The sequence below is a fragment of the Novacetimonas pomaceti genome (assembly GCF_003207955.1).
Lineage (GTDB): Bacteria > Pseudomonadota > Alphaproteobacteria > Acetobacterales > Acetobacteraceae > Novacetimonas > Novacetimonas pomaceti.
The window spans coordinates 191,147-204,452 of record NZ_NOXG01000001.1 but is presented as its reverse complement, the minus strand read 5'-3'; the positions used below and the strand labels follow the sequence as shown (position 1 = coordinate 204,452).

Below are 13,306 nucleotides of genomic sequence, written 5' to 3'. Positions count from 1 at the left end.
GAGTACGGTAACACACCTTTTTATGCATCGCGATGAGAGCTAGACAGGGGCATGCCTGTCGCCTACCCCGTCACCCAACGCCTTTCCACGCGCCTGTCGATTCTGGACCGCTATGTCCTGCGGCAGCTGCTGCTGGCGCTTGTCGCGACGACGGGGGCGCTGGCTGTCCTGATCTGGCTGACGCAGTCGCTGCATTTCGTATCGCTGGTGGTGGGGCGCGGGCTGTCGCTGCGGGTGTTCATCCAGCTGACCAGCCTGCTGATCCCGTCCTTTGTCGCGGTCATCCTGCCGATCACCACATTCGTCGTGGTGCAGTTCGTCTATCAGCGGCTGGGATCGGACCGTGAGCTGACGGTCATGCAGGCGGCGGGCCTGTCACCGTTCATGATGGCGCGCCCGGCCCTGCTGTGCGCGGCCATTTCGACGCTGATATGCTTCATGCTGAACCTATGGATCGTGCCGGCGTCGTATCATGCCTTTCGCCAGTATGAATACCAGATCCGCAACAAGATGGCGGCCTTCCTGATCCAGGACGGGGTATTCACGCAGGTGTCCGACAACATGACCGTCTATATCCGCGCCCGTGACGAAAATGGCATGCTGCATGGCATCATGGTCGAGGACGACCGCCAGCCCGACGCGCAGGCCACCATCCTGGCGGAGGAAGGAAGCCTGGTCATCATCAACGACCAGCCCCGCGTGGTCCTGTTCAACGGGTCGCGGCAGGAAATCGACCGCAAGACCGGACGGCTGAACGTGCTGAGCTTCGCGCGCAACACCATCGACCTGACCAGTTCCCATGGACCGCATGCCCGCCAGCCCGATGCAAACGAACTGCCGCTGTCGGAACTGCTGCATCCCAACCTGCGGCAGTTTTCGCCGCGCGACGAAAAGAAGATGATCATCGAGGGATGGCGCCGCCTCGCCTCGCCCTTCTGCGCCTTTTCCTTCGCCATGATCGGGCTGCTCAGCGCATTGGGGGGCGGGTTTTCACGCCATGGCAACATCACGCGCCCCGTGGCCGCGACGCTCGCGGTCGTGGCGATGCAGTCGCTGACGCTGCTGGTGCAGAACCTCGCCAGCCGAAACCTCACGCTGATCCCGCTGATGTGGGTATGCGCCATCGTGCCGGGACTGGTCTGCCTGGCCATCCTGTTCTGGCCGGAAGCGGGTGGCCGCCGCGCCGCGCCGCGGGCTCAATCGCCGCAATGAACTTCGCCCTTACCCTTTCCCTGTATATCGCGCGGCAGTTCACCTATGCCGTGCTGGCGGTGATCGCCTTCCTGACGGGGCTGATCACGCTGTTCGATTTCATCGACCTGCTGCGTCGCGTCTCCACCCGTCCCAATGTGCCGGCCTCCCTCGTCAGCGAAATCGCGATGCTGCACATTCCCTTCGCCATGCTGGAAATCCTGCCCTTTGGCGTCCTGCTGGGGGGGATCATCTGTTTCTGGCGGCTGGCGCGTTCCTCCGAACTGGTGGTGGCGCGCGCGGCGGGGATTTCGGCGTGGCAGTTCCTGACGGGACCGGTCGGGTGCGCCGTGCTGATCGGCGCGCTGTCCACCACGGTCATAAGTCCCCTGTCATCGGCCATGTACCGCCGTGCGGAAATCCTGGACCAGCAGTACCTGCGCGACAATACGGGCAAGGCCCTGAACATGAGCGGCGGCACCCTGTGGCTGCGCCAGTCGGACAACGGCCTGACCGATCATGGCGTCGCCATCATCCATGCCCGGCATGTGAAGCTGCAGGGCAACGTGATGCGCATTTCCGACATCAGCGTCTATCGCCTTGACGGCCACGACCGCATGCTGGCGCGGATCGAGGCGGGACGCGGCTATCTGGGGAACGGACGATGGGTGCTCGACGACGCCCGCCTGCTGCGCCCCGATGAAAACCCGGTGGACATGGGGCATATGACCCTGCCGGCCGACCTGACGCTTGCGGGGGTACAGGACAGCTTCGCCTCCCCCAACACGCTGTCGGTATGGGCGCTGCCGGGGTTCATCAAGCTGCTGAACCATTCGGGATTTTCCTCCATCCGGCACCGGCTGCGGTTCCAGAGCCTGCTGACCCTGCCGATCCTGTGCGGCACTATGGCGCTGGTGGCGGCCGGATTTTCCATGCGCCCCGCCCGCCGGGGGGGCGTCGTGCGCATGATCAGCCTTGGCGTCGGGGCCGGTTTCGCCCTGTTCGCCATTTCCAAGATCGCGGCGCAGTTCGGTGAATCCGGCGCACTTCCCCCTGTCCTTGCCGCATGGGCGCCCACCGGGGCGGGGCTTTGTCTTGCAGTTTCGCTACTTCTTCATCTAGAGGACGGATAATGGCCCGTCCCTTCCCCTTCCCGCGCACCGGCGATAATGAGCGCACGCATCGTGACCCGCCGCGACGCGTGTCGCGCGGATGGCTGCTGTCGGCGACGATACTGGGGGGAACGTTACTGGGGGGGATGATCGGGGGCCTTGCACCGGGCCTGAATTCCGCACGCGCGGCCACGCAATCGGCGGCGCAGGCAGCGCCCGACGCGTCACAGAGCCTGCCCGCAGCCAGGACCGCCTCCAGCCGCAGCCGCCATGTCCGCTCCCAGGCGGCCCAGTCGGACAGCCCGGCATCCGGCAAGGCGCAGGGCGGGATACAGTCGGGAACCGTATCAACGGGCGAACCGGTGACCTTCCAGGCCGACCATGTCGCCTATGACAGCAAGAACGGCCTGGCGATCTGGACCGGCAATGTCCAGATCTGGCAGAATGACCAGATCATGCGCGCCGACAAGGTGGTCTATGACCGCAATACCGGCGTGGCCTCCGCCACGGGGAATGTGGCGCTGGTCGAACCCGACGGCACGGTGATGTTCACCAGCTATGCCGAACTGAGCAACGGCATGCGCGACGGCATCATGAGCAAGATGTACGCGCAGATGGACGACAACGCGCGCATGGCGGCAAACGGCGTGCGGCGCACGGGCGGGAAGGTCAATGACCTGACACGCGTCGTCTATACCGCGTGCGAACTGTGCGAACGCCATCCCGAACGCGCGCCGTTCTGGCAGATCCGTGCCTATGACGCGTCGCACGACCTGCAGCACAAGCGCATCGAGTTCCGCGACGCGTTCGTCGATTTCTTTGGCGTGCCGATCTTCTACCTGCCTGCCTTCTCCATGACGGATCCGTCGGTACGCAGGCAGAGCGGCTTCCTGACGCCGGGCTTCACCCCGCATAACCGCTATCTCGGCACGTACGTGACCATCCCGTACTACTGGGTGATCGACGGTCAGTCGGACCTGGTGGCCGAAGGGCTGTTTTCCACGCGCACGGGACCACAGCTCAGCGCGCAGTACCGCCACCGCTTCAATTTCGGGCACCTCAACCTGCGCGCCGGCATCGCCTATGATACCCATCACGACATCAACTACACCAACACCTTCGGCCAGGATGTCGAAAGCAAGGACAACCACGGCGTTCAGGGATACTTCTTCGGCTCGGGGCAGTTTTCGCTGAACAAGACGTGGCGTCTGGGCGCGCACATCAATGTCGCCAGTTCCGCGAACTACATGCGCGATTACCGCATATCGGGATACGGGCAGGATACCCTCAATTCGAACATCTACCTCGAGGGATTTGGCACCGGATCGTATTCGCGCATCGATGCGCAGGCCTATCAGGGACTGAACGAGGGCGTCATCCACAACCGCGACCTGCCGTGGGTCCTGCCGCGTTACACCTACAGCTATTTCGGGCAGCCCGACGCGCTGGGCGGACGCTTCAGCCTCGATACGACGGATTTCTATGTCTATCGTGAAAACGGGACATCGGACCAGCGCGGGCAGCTGACGCTGAACTGGGACCGGCCGTTCCGCAATTCGCTGGGGCAGATATGGGACCTGACGCTGCATGTCGAATCGGCCATTCACCGCGCGACACAGCTTAACGAACAGCCAAACTATGCCAGGACCACGCGCAGCCAGGTCGCGGGCGAGGTCCTGCCGACGGTGGCGCTGAAGCTCAACTGGCCCTTCCTGCGCACGTTCAACCACGGCCGGGGCACGGAAATCCTCGAACCGATCGCACAGGTCATCGCCGCCCCCAATACCGGCAACAGTTCATCGCGCTACATCCCCAACGAGGACAGCCTGACCTACGAATTCACGGACCAGACCCTGTTCGCGCTGAACCGCTATTCCGGCACGGACCGCCTTGACGGGGGGCTGCGCGCCAATGTGGGGCTGCATACGAACTGGACATGGAACGGCCACCAGATCGATGCCCTGATCGGTGAAAGTTTCCAGGAACATGTCGAACATGACCGCATCCCCTATTCGGGGCTGAGCCACCACCTGTCCGACGTGGTGATGGGCACGCGCATCGTGCCCAACCGCTTTTTCGATTTCGATGGCAAGATGCGGCTTGACCCCTATGCCGGGCGTGTCGATTTCGCCGATGCGCTGGGAAGCGCGGGGTTCAAGTATTTCCGTGTCAACGGGGGCTATATCTATGAACCCGTGACGCCTTACTATTATTACGCAAATAACCCCTATTCCTCCACCCCGCCTTCGATTTACTATAAGCCCATCAGCGAACTGACATTCGGCGCATCGACGACGTGGGACAACTGGCACCTTGCGGCCTATATCCGCCGCAGCCTGGCGCGTAAGCAGAGCGTGTCCGTCGGTGGGGACGCGGGGTACCAGAATGACTGTTTCGGCATTGATGTGATGTACCTCAAGCAGTACACCACAATTGGTGGTCAGCAGAGCAATTCGACCGTAATGTTCTCCCTGACGTTCAAGACCATCGGTTCGTTTGGCATGAATGGCTGATGATGCGTGAAAGATTGATCTGAATGCGTTGGTTTTCCGCTATCCGTGGCAGTGTTCCTTCCCGTCGCGCGGTCCGGCAGGCGTTCCTGATGGGGGCGGGTCTGATGATGACATCGGCGATGGGCGCGGTCATCGGCCCGGATGCCCACGCGGCGGGCACGCATCACGCGCGCCACAAGGTGGCAGGCAATCCGGAAGCAGAGCCCGAGAACGAGGATTCCATCGTCGCCATCGTCAACGGGTCGGTCCTGACGAAACGTGACGTGGACACGCGCGGGCGCCTGTTCGCGCTGTCCTCCGGCCTTGACGTCAGCGATGACGTCATGAACCGACTGCGGCCGCAGATCGTGCGCCAGCTGATTGACGAACGCCTGCGGATGGAGGCGATGCTGGAACGGCACATCAACGTGCCGGTCGCGCAGATCGCCGCCGCCATCGCGGGCATCGAACATCGCAACAACATGCCGGAGAATTCCCTGCGCAACCAGATGGCGCAGGACGGTGTCTCGCTGACCACCCTGATCGACCAGATCCGCGTGCAGGTCGGCTGGTCGCAGGTGCTGCGCATGGAAACCGGCTCACGCGGTCGCATCACCGCCACCGAAATCCAGCAGCGCATCGACGCGCTGAAGCGCGAGGATGGCAAGCCACAGTACATGATCAGCGAGATCTTCGTCCCCGTCGAGGATCCGCATCACCCCGAGACCGAGCTGAAATTCACCGAGACCATCATCCAGGAACTGCGCGAGGGCGCGCCATTCCCTATCGTCGCGGCACAGTTTTCCCAGAGCCAGAGTGCGCTTGAGGGCGGACTTCTGGGCTGGACGCAGGAAGACAGCCTTGACCCCGAAGTGGTCGAGGTCGCGCGCAAGATGCCCGACGGGGCGATTTCCAACCCCATCCGCGTCGCGGGCGGCTATGTGATCGCCACCGTCAACAGCCGTCGCACGGTGGGCCATGAAATGGCGACCATCGTATCCATCCGGCAGGCTTTTCTTCCCTTCACGCAGCCGCTGAACCCGCAGGACCCCACCGACCAGCAGAAACAGACGCTGGCGCAGGCCAACGACATTTCCGGCAAGGTGAAGTCCTGTGACGAGCTTGAGGCCCTGAACAAGAAATTCGGTGAAAAGCATCCCAGCGACCCGGGCGAGGTCCGCGTGGACCGGATGAACCCGCAGATGCGCGCCGTGCTGGACGAACTGGCCGTTGGACAGCCCAGCCACCCGCTGGTGTCGATGGATGGCATCGCGGTGCTGATGGTCTGCAAGCGCGAGGAACGCAACGTCGCGCTCCAGACCCCCAGCGAGATTGCCGACCAGCTGCTGAATGAACGTGTGGAGCAGACATCGCGCCAGCTTGACCGCGACCTGCATCGCCGCGCGGTCATCGACATGCGTTCCAAGTCCTGATCGCGGCTGGCATGACCATCCCTTCCCCCGGCGTCGCGCCGCAGGAGTCCCTGCGCGACGTGATCGCGCGCCACGGCCTTGATGCCCGCAAGTCGCTGGGGCAGCATTTCCTGCTTGATCCCGGCATCACCGGCCGCATCGCCAGCATGGCCGGCAGGCTGGAGGGCGTGAACGTGGTGGAGGTCGGCCCCGGTCCCGGTGGCCTGACCCGCGCGCTGCTGCAGACCCCGGCCGCGAGCGTGACGGTGGTGGAGGTCGATCCCCGCGCCATCGTCATCATGAATGAACTGGCGGCGTCCCATCCCGGCCGGCTGCATGTGATCGAGGCCGACGCCATGCGTCGCGACCTGTCCACGCTGTGCCCCGCGCCGCGCCAGATCGTCGCCAACCTGCCCTATAATGTCGGCACCCCGCTGCTGATCGGGTGGCTGCGACAGGCGACGTGCTGGGCGCGCCTGACGCTGATGTTCCAGCTGGAGGTGGCGCAGCGCATCTGCGCCACGCCGGATTCGGACCATTACGGCCGCCTGGCGGTGCTGTCGCAATGGGTCGCGCGGTGCGGCATCGTCATGAGCATCCCCCCCGGCGCGTTCTTTCCGCCGCCAAAGGTCCATTCCGCCGTGGTGAACCTGATCCCGCATCCCAGCCAGCCGTCAGCGGCGCTGTTCCGCGCCATGGAGCAGGTCACTGCCGCAGCATTCGGGCAGCGGCGCAAGATGCTGCGTGGCGCATTGCGCGGCATCGGTGGCGACGCCCTGCTGGAGGCGGCGGACATCGCGGGCAACCGCCGGGCGGAAACACTCGACATCGCCGATTTCGACAGGCTGGCCCGCGCCCACCTGCAGCGCCTGTCCCCCGCGTTATAAGGGACGGTCCCGGTCAACGGTCCTGGTCACATTGCCCATGAAATGACAGAAGGCCCGACGGGACATCCCGCCGGGCCTTCTGCCGTGCATGAACATCCGGCCCATCACGGGGATGGGCCGGACCCGTGGCCTGTTCAGGCGGCGGGGTGTTCTTCCGTCGCGGCGACGGGCGCTTCTTCCTCGGGGGCGGCTTCGACTTCGACCGCTTCCTCGACAAAGCCGGACGCGTCATCGTCGCGCTCGGCGCCGATTTCCTCGCCACGTGCCTGACGCTCGGCTTCTTCTTCCGAACGGGCGACGTTCACGCTGACCTGCATCGAAACTTCGGGATGCAGCGCAACGCGGACTTCGTACACACCAAGCTGCTTGATGGGTTCGGGCAGGATGACCTGCGAACGCGAAACCGTCAGGCCCGCCTGCGTCAGGGCCTCTGCAATGTCACGGGTGGTGACGGAGCCATACAGGCTTCCGCTGTCGCCAGCCTGACGGATCAGGACGACGGACAGGCCGTGCATGCGCTCGGACAGGCGCTCGGCTTCTTCGCGACGCTTCAGGTTCTGGGCCTCAAGCTGCACGCGCTCACGCTCGAAACGCTCGCGGTTGTGCGCGTTGGCGCGGATCGCCTTGCCCTGGGGCAGCAGGAAGTTGCGGGCATAGCCCGGCTTCACCGTGACGATCTCGCCCATCTGGCCCAGCTTTTCGACGCGCTGGAGCAGGATGAGTTCTACTGCGGACATGGTTCTGCCTCCCTCAGCTTACGATATAGGGCAGCAGGGCCAGGAAACGGGCGCGCTTGATGGCCTGGGCCAGTTCGCGCTGCTTCTTGGCGGACACTGCCGTGATGCGGCTGGGGACGATCTTGCCACGCTCGGACAGGAAGCGGCTCAGCAGGCGCACGTCCTTGTAGTCGATCTGCGGCGCGTTGGGGCCGGAGAACGGGCAGGACTTGCGGCGACGGTAAAACGGACGACGCGCACCCACGGCCACGCGGCGGGCGGCGGGGTTGATCTCGGTTGTTTCGGACATCAGCTCTTACTCCGCTTCGCTGCTGGCGGGCGCGCCGGCATTGTTGCGCTGCTGTTCTTCACGCTCGTTGCGCGCGCGGAACTCTTCGCGATCGTCATAGTTGCGGCGGCCGGCATTGTTGCCACCACGACCGCTTTCAAAACGACCGGCGGGCTTCGGGCCACGGAAGCCACGTTCACGCTCGTCACCCTTGCGCGACAGGATCACGGACGGGGCGTCGTCGATTTCGTCAACGCGCAGCATCAGCACGCGCAGGACGTCTTCGTTCAGGCTGAGCTGACGCTCGATTTCCTTGATGGCGGCAGGCGTCGCGTCCAGGCCGAGGAGCATGTAATGCCCCTTGCGGTTCTTCTTGATGCGGTATGCCAGGGTACGCAGGCCCCAGTATTCGCGCTTCTTGATCGAACCGGATTCAGCTTCCAGCACGGTGGCGATGCCATCGGCGATGGCTTCGACCTGCTGCTGCGACACGTCATTACGTGCAATCAGCACGGTTTCATACAATGGCATGGGAACTCCCTTCGGATCTGTTCAACCCCTTTCGCCATGGACACGGTCCATCGCGCCATCATGCTGTCGCATGACGCGGGTATAGCCGGACGCAATGCCATGCACCCGGCAGGGAAGGTGCGCGTTGAAGCACGATCGACCGCTCCAGACAAGGAAAAAAGCACGGCAGTCCCCATATTGCCCTGCCCCGCGCCGCATCCGGTCGGCACGGGACTGAAACAATTCTTAAGGAAATAGGTACTTCCATAGTATCTTTTCCCCGTCAGACTTCGTTTTGCGTGTTCGTTGTCCTTAACCAGAGGGGCCAGGCTTGCGAATTCTTCATTGCGTGATGTCAAACGAATTTGCCGGAACCGAACGATATGTCAGCGAACTGGCCGCCCTGCAGGCGCGCGGGCACGAGGTCTGCATCCAGATCGCCCGCCACACGCGCGATCCCCTGACCGGGGGCGACATCGTCCCCCACATCGCCCCGTCGGTCGAAACCATTCGCGCGGGATATCTGGGATACAGCGCCACCTATCTGAAAACCCTGAGAACCTTTCGCCCGGACGTCATCCATACGCACCTTGGCAAGACGAGCTTTCGCCTCGGGCTGCTGCCACGTCCGCAAAACGTCCCCCTTGTCGCAACACTGCACAAAAGGTTCAGCAGCCGCGCCTATCACAGGTGCGACGGGCTGATCTGCATCGCCCGGTGGCAGGCGCGTGACATTCCCGCCAGCTTTGTCCGGCCATATTCCGTCATCGGCAACTGGACGCAACCGCGCACGCCGCCAACGCCGGCGCAACGCCAGCACATGCGGGCATCCCTGGGCATCGGGAAAGATACCTTCCTGATCGGCGCGGCCGGACGGATGATCCCCAAAAAGGGGTTCGATACCCTCGTGCGGGCCTTCAGGCGCGCCGCCCTGCCGGATGCCCGGCTGGTGCTGTTTGGCGATGGCCCCCAGCGTCGCGAACTGGAACAGCTGGGCGGTGGAGACGTCCTGTTTCCCGGCTATCGCACGGACCTGCCGACCGACCTCCACATGCTGGACGGTTTCGTCCTGCCCTCCGTGCATGAAGCCTTCGGACTGGTCCTGCTGGAAGCGATGTCGGCGCAACGGCCGGTCATCGCGACAGCCGCGGGCGGCGTGCTGGACATCCTTGACCCATCCTCGCCGGAACTCGTGCCACCCGGCGATGTCAATGCGATGGCCCAGGCCATGCGTCACATGCGACAGCAGGGTCCGCGCCAGTGGGACATGGGCCGTTTCGACCCGGTATGCCAGGCGGGGCAGATCACCGCCTTTTACGAACGCGTCAGGGCCGGCCTGCGCGCCTGATGGCACCACCGGACGTTTCCGACCTGCTGCCCGGGCAACGGGCACGGGCGGGGATCAGAACAGGTCCGGAGAAGGCGGCGCCGGCTCAAGCTCGGTGAACTCCGGCGTTCCCCATTCGTAGGTTTCCCGGTCATAGCGATAGCCGGTCAGGCTGGCGGCGAAATCCAGCGGCAGCCAGTACATCGGGTGCGAAGTCATGTCGCCACCCTGACGGTCCACTTTCTGCTGCGCCACGAAAGCCGCCTTGCGCATGGGGGAAAAGGAAGGCGGGACAATTCCACTGACCTCCAGATCCAGCGTATCGCCCCCTTCGCCATCATGGGTGATCGACCATTTCAGCTCGCCCTTTTCGTAACACTGCACGCGGCTGACATGTTCGCCCTCCTGCACGTCACATACGATCAGGGTCCCCTGCCGCGACAGTTTGTCCCGCGCAAGCACGGGGGGACGGGCAAGGTTATTGTAGCGGCATACGATCCATTGGTCAGGAAGCTGGGCCATGGCGAAATCGCACTGGCCACTGGCATCGACGTTCCCCGTATCCCGCATGTCCAGATCGGAAAGTATGTCTGACCTGCTTACGCCGCGGAACGAATAATAAGAAAAATTGTATTCCACCCGCTTATTCCTCCTTCTCCTGAAGGGAATATCGGGGGGCATTCTTGTTATAACAATGGGGTCGAAAGAAATAATTTAACAGTTACATTAACAATGATTTTCAGATGTGGCTAATGGCCGGAACACAAAGGTTTTTCGGTATGGACAGGCCAATATGGTCGGGGATGTCCCACACTTCGCGCAGCACGCGGACGGCACGGAACCCCGCCCGGACATAGTTGGGAAGCGCGCGTGGATGATCGGCCGAACACGTATTGACGCGCAGCGCCGCCGGCCCGTTGCGCCATGCGATATGTATGGCGGCATGCAGGAACGCCAGCCCTATCCCGCGCCCGATCCAGCGCGGCAGCAGGCCGAAATAGGCCAGGTTGATATCGGGACACTGGCGGCCATCGAGTTCGAAAAAGCCCGCCACCTCCCCATCGCAACGCAGGACGTAGACGCCAATCGCCGGATTTTCCAGAAGCTGCGCCAGCTGTGCATCGCCCATGACGCGGCGCAGCCACCAGCAGTAATCCTGCCCGACGCGGTTGTACAGGTCGCGGTACAGCGATACGGCGGGATGTATCTCCCGCCGTATCTCATATCCTTCGGGAAGTGGGGGGACATTGCCGGGCGGCTCCCGGTCCATGCACAGGAACGTCACGTCCACCGCCACGCGCGTCATGCCATCCCCCACCCGTCCCCCGTCGTCCCAAGGCCGATCAGTTGTCGTCAAGGAAAGAGCGAAGCTTGCGGCTACGGCTCGGATGCTTGAGCTTGCGCAGCGCCTTGGCCTCGATCTGACGGATACGTTCGCGCGTCACGTTGAACTGCTGTCCGACCTCTTCAAGCGTATGGTCGGTGTTCATGCCGATGCCAAAACGCATGCGCAGCACGCGCTCCTCACGCGGGGTCAGCGACGACAGGACACGCGTCGTCGCCTCGCGCAGGTTGGTCTGGATCGCGGCGTCAAGCGGGATGACCGCCGTCTTGTCCTCGATGAAATCGCCCAGATGGCTGTCTTCCTCGTCCCCGATCGGGGTTTCAAGGGAAATCGGCTCCTTGGCGATCTTGAGGACCTTGCGCACCTTCTCCAGCGGCATGCCCAGCTTTTCAGCCAGTTCCTCCGGCGCAGGTTCGCGTCCGATCTCATGCAGCATCTGGCGCGAGGTACGCACCAGCTTGTTGATCGTCTCGATCATGTGGACCGGGATGCGGATCGTGCGCGCCTGATCGGCGATGGAGCGGGTGATGGCCTGACGGATCCACCATGTCGCATAGGTGGAGAACTTGTAGCCACGGCGGTATTCGAATTTGTCCACCGCCTTCATCAGGCCGATATTGCCTTCCTGGATCAGGTCAAGGAACTGCAGGCCGCGGTTGGTGTATTTCTTGGCGATCGAGATCACGAGGCGCAGGTTCGCCTCGATCATTTCCTTCTTGGCGCGCGCGGAATCACGCTCGCCCCGCGAAACGGTGGCATAGACGCGGCGGAATTCGCCCACCGGCAGGCCGGTTTCCTGCGTCAGTTCCGCGACCTGCCCACGCAGCTTGATGACCGTGTCCATATGCTTGGCGACGAAGTTCTTCCACGCCTTGCCCGGCAGCGCCGACACGACGTCCACCCAGCCCGGATCCAGTTCGCGCCCGCGATATTTCAGCAAGAAATCCTCGCGCGAGACCTTCGTGCTTTCGGCCAGGCGCAGCATGCGGCCTTCCAGTCCGTTCAGGCGCTGGAAGATGGCCTTGAGATGCTCCACCAGCACCTCGATGCGGGTATTGTGCAGGTGGACCTGCTGCACCTTGCCGACCAGCTCGCAACGCAGCTGCTCGTACGCGGCCTCCGCCTCGGCGGAGATTTCGCCCCCGGACGTCAGCTTCTCAAGGCGCGTCACCTGCAGTTCATGCAGGCGGGCGTACAGTGCCTCCACCTCCTCGAACTGCAGGAGGATTTCGGGCTTGAGCTTTTCCTCCAGCGCGGACAGCGACAGGCCCGCGCCTTCTCCCTCGCCCTCGCCTTCCTCGGACTCGTCATTTCCGGCCGCCGCGTCGAAGCCCTCTTCGCCCGCGTCTTCCTCGCTTTCTTCCGCATCCTCGCCGGGAGCGGCGTTGCCGGACTGCATCGCCTCCAGATCGACGATGTCACGCAGCAGCATCTCCCCGGCCTTGAGGCGTTCATGCCACGAGATGATGGCGCGGAACGTCAGCGGGCTTTCGCACAGGCCGCCGATCATTTCATCGCGCCCGGCCTCGATACGCTTGGCGATCGCGATCTCGCCCTCGCGGGAGAGAAGCTCGACCGAGCCCATCTCACGCAGGTACATGCGCACCGGGTCATCGGTACGGCCCAGGTTTTCGCTGTCGACGTTGCCCGCCGCCTGCTCCTCGCCCTCGCCCTCGGCGGGTTCCTCGCTCTTGGCTTCGGGTTCGGGCGCGCTTTCCTCGGCCTCGCTGTCGTTGTCCTCGTTCTCGACAACCTGCAGGCCCATTTCCGATAGCGCGGCCATCACGTCCTCGATCTGCTCGGAAGACATCTGGTCCTGCGGCAGGACGGCATTGAGTTCATCGAACGTGATGTACCCCCGCTCCTTGCCGCGTGCGATCAGCCTCTTGACGGCTCCGGACTGCGTATCCAGCAAGGTGGTGTCGTTGTCCTGGTCACCAGAAGCTGCATCCGTTCCCGCGGCTGTCTTTGTCGCCATGCCCGATCAATCCCTACCCAGCAAATTCTGTAGCCCGCCCCATCACG

Annotated in this window: 12 protein-coding genes; 6 read left to right on the top strand and 6 right to left on the bottom strand. The window is 63.4% G+C overall.

Going from position 1 to position 13,306, the window contains the following annotated elements; genetic code table 11:
* Positions 1 to 51 precede the first annotated feature (51 nt).
* Genes lptF through rsmA form a run of 5 tightly spaced genes read left to right on the top strand, consistent with a single transcriptional unit; the run spans position 52 to position 7,094 of the window.
* Positions 52 to 1,212 (top strand): LPS export ABC transporter permease LptF, encoded by a 1,161-nt coding sequence (gene lptF, locus CFR71_RS00930; protein WP_110525852.1) that lies wholly within the window; start codon positions 52 to 54, stop codon positions 1,210 to 1,212.
* Complete coding sequence (gene lptG, locus CFR71_RS00925; protein WP_110525849.1) at positions 1,209 to 2,324, top strand: LPS export ABC transporter permease LptG; 1,116 nt, start codon at positions 1,209 to 1,211, stop codon at positions 2,322 to 2,324. Before lptF ends, lptG begins: the two co-directional genes overlap by 4 nt.
* The gene (locus CFR71_RS00920) at positions 2,324 to 4,816 is read left to right on the top strand and encodes an LPS-assembly protein LptD (RefSeq protein ID WP_239020215.1); all 2,493 of its coding nucleotides are present in this window, start codon (positions 2,324 to 2,326) and stop codon (positions 4,814 to 4,816) included. The genes lptG and CFR71_RS00920 overlap by 1 nt, the downstream gene beginning before the upstream one ends.
* Before the next feature lie 23 nt (positions 4,817 to 4,839).
* A complete protein-coding gene (locus CFR71_RS00915; protein ID WP_110525846.1) occupies positions 4,840 to 6,228 on the top strand; it encodes a peptidylprolyl isomerase in 1,389 nt (462 codons plus the stop codon).
* An 11-nt stretch (positions 6,229 to 6,239) separates the two neighbouring features.
* Entirely contained in the window at positions 6,240 to 7,094 is an 855-nt protein-coding gene (gene rsmA / locus CFR71_RS00910) for a 16S rRNA (adenine(1518)-N(6)/adenine(1519)-N(6))-dimethyltransferase RsmA (RefSeq protein ID WP_110525843.1), read from the top strand.
* Positions 7,095 to 7,228: 134 nt separating this feature from the next.
* Here rsmA and rplI read toward each other — a convergent pair whose 3' ends face one another.
* The 3 genes from rplI to rpsF are packed head-to-tail and all read right to left on the bottom strand — an operon-like array spanning position 7,229 to position 8,630.
* On the bottom strand, positions 7,229 to 7,831 hold the full coding sequence (gene rplI / locus CFR71_RS00905) for a 50S ribosomal protein L9 (protein WP_110525841.1): 603 nt from the start codon (positions 7,829 to 7,831) through the stop codon (positions 7,229 to 7,231).
* Between the two features lie 13 nt (positions 7,832 to 7,844).
* The gene (gene rpsR, locus CFR71_RS00900; RefSeq protein ID WP_110096040.1) at positions 7,845 to 8,120 is read right to left on the bottom strand and encodes a 30S ribosomal protein S18; all 276 of its coding nucleotides are present in this window, start codon (positions 8,118 to 8,120) and stop codon (positions 7,845 to 7,847) included.
* Between the two features lie 6 nt (positions 8,121 to 8,126).
* Positions 8,127 to 8,630: a 30S ribosomal protein S6 gene (gene rpsF / locus CFR71_RS00895; RefSeq protein WP_110525838.1), complete on the bottom strand. Its 504-nt coding sequence runs from the start codon at positions 8,628 to 8,630 to the stop codon at positions 8,127 to 8,129.
* Positions 8,631 to 8,961: 331 nt separating this feature from the next.
* On the opposite strand from rpsF, the gene CFR71_RS00890 reads away from it, so the two are divergent.
* A complete protein-coding gene (locus tag CFR71_RS00890) occupies positions 8,962 to 9,957 on the top strand; it encodes a glycosyltransferase family 4 protein (protein ID WP_110525834.1) in 996 nt (331 codons plus the stop codon).
* A gap of 54 nt (positions 9,958 to 10,011) precedes the next feature.
* Here the strand turns inward: CFR71_RS00890 and CFR71_RS00885 are convergent, their stop codons facing one another.
* The 3 genes from CFR71_RS00885 to rpoD form a co-directional block, all read right to left on the bottom strand.
* Positions 10,012 to 10,506, bottom strand: coding sequence for a hypothetical protein (locus CFR71_RS00885; protein ID WP_133251079.1), 495 nt, complete (start codon positions 10,504 to 10,506; stop codon positions 10,012 to 10,014).
* A gap of 169 nt (positions 10,507 to 10,675) precedes the next feature.
* Positions 10,676 to 11,242, bottom strand: a complete 567-nt coding sequence (locus CFR71_RS00880; RefSeq protein ID WP_110526567.1) for a GNAT family N-acetyltransferase — start codon at positions 11,240 to 11,242, stop codon at positions 10,676 to 10,678.
* A gap of 37 nt (positions 11,243 to 11,279) precedes the next feature.
* Positions 11,280 to 13,259, bottom strand: a complete 1,980-nt coding sequence (rpoD, locus tag CFR71_RS00875) for an RNA polymerase sigma factor RpoD (RefSeq protein WP_110525828.1) — start codon at positions 13,257 to 13,259, stop codon at positions 11,280 to 11,282.
* Positions 13,260 to 13,306 lie beyond the last annotated feature (47 nt).

Bases quoted from the DNA above. Each gene is read 5' to 3' on its own strand.
- lptF (WP_110525852.1), top strand. From the start codon at position 52: ATGCCTGTCGCCTACCCCGTCACCCAACGCCTTTCCACGCGCCTGTCG.
- lptG (WP_110525849.1), top strand. From the start codon at position 1,209: ATGAACTTCGCCCTTACCCTTTCCCTGTATATCGCGCGGCAGTTCACC.
- CFR71_RS00920 (WP_239020215.1), top strand. From the start codon at position 2,324: ATGGCCCGTCCCTTCCCCTTCCCGCGCACCGGCGATAATGAGCGCACG.
- CFR71_RS00915 (WP_110525846.1), top strand. From the start codon at position 4,840: ATGCGTTGGTTTTCCGCTATCCGTGGCAGTGTTCCTTCCCGTCGCGCG.
- rsmA (WP_110525843.1), top strand. From the start codon at position 6,240: ATGACCATCCCTTCCCCCGGCGTCGCGCCGCAGGAGTCCCTGCGCGAC.
- rplI (WP_110525841.1), bottom strand. From the start codon at position 7,831: ATGTCCGCAGTAGAACTCATCCTGCTCCAGCGCGTCGAAAAGCTGGGC.
- rpsR (WP_110096040.1), bottom strand. From the start codon at position 8,120: ATGTCCGAAACAACCGAGATCAACCCCGCCGCCCGCCGCGTGGCCGTG.
- rpsF (WP_110525838.1), bottom strand. From the start codon at position 8,630: ATGCCATTGTATGAAACCGTGCTGATTGCACGTAATGACGTGTCGCAG.
- CFR71_RS00890 (WP_110525834.1), top strand. From the start codon at position 8,962: ATGTCAAACGAATTTGCCGGAACCGAACGATATGTCAGCGAACTGGCC.
- CFR71_RS00885 (WP_133251079.1), bottom strand. From the start codon at position 10,506: ATGCGGGATACGGGGAACGTCGATGCCAGTGGCCAGTGCGATTTCGCC.
- CFR71_RS00880 (WP_110526567.1), bottom strand. From the start codon at position 11,242: ATGACGCGCGTGGCGGTGGACGTGACGTTCCTGTGCATGGACCGGGAG.
- rpoD (WP_110525828.1), bottom strand. From the start codon at position 13,259: ATGGCGACAAAGACAGCCGCGGGAACGGATGCAGCTTCTGGTGACCAG.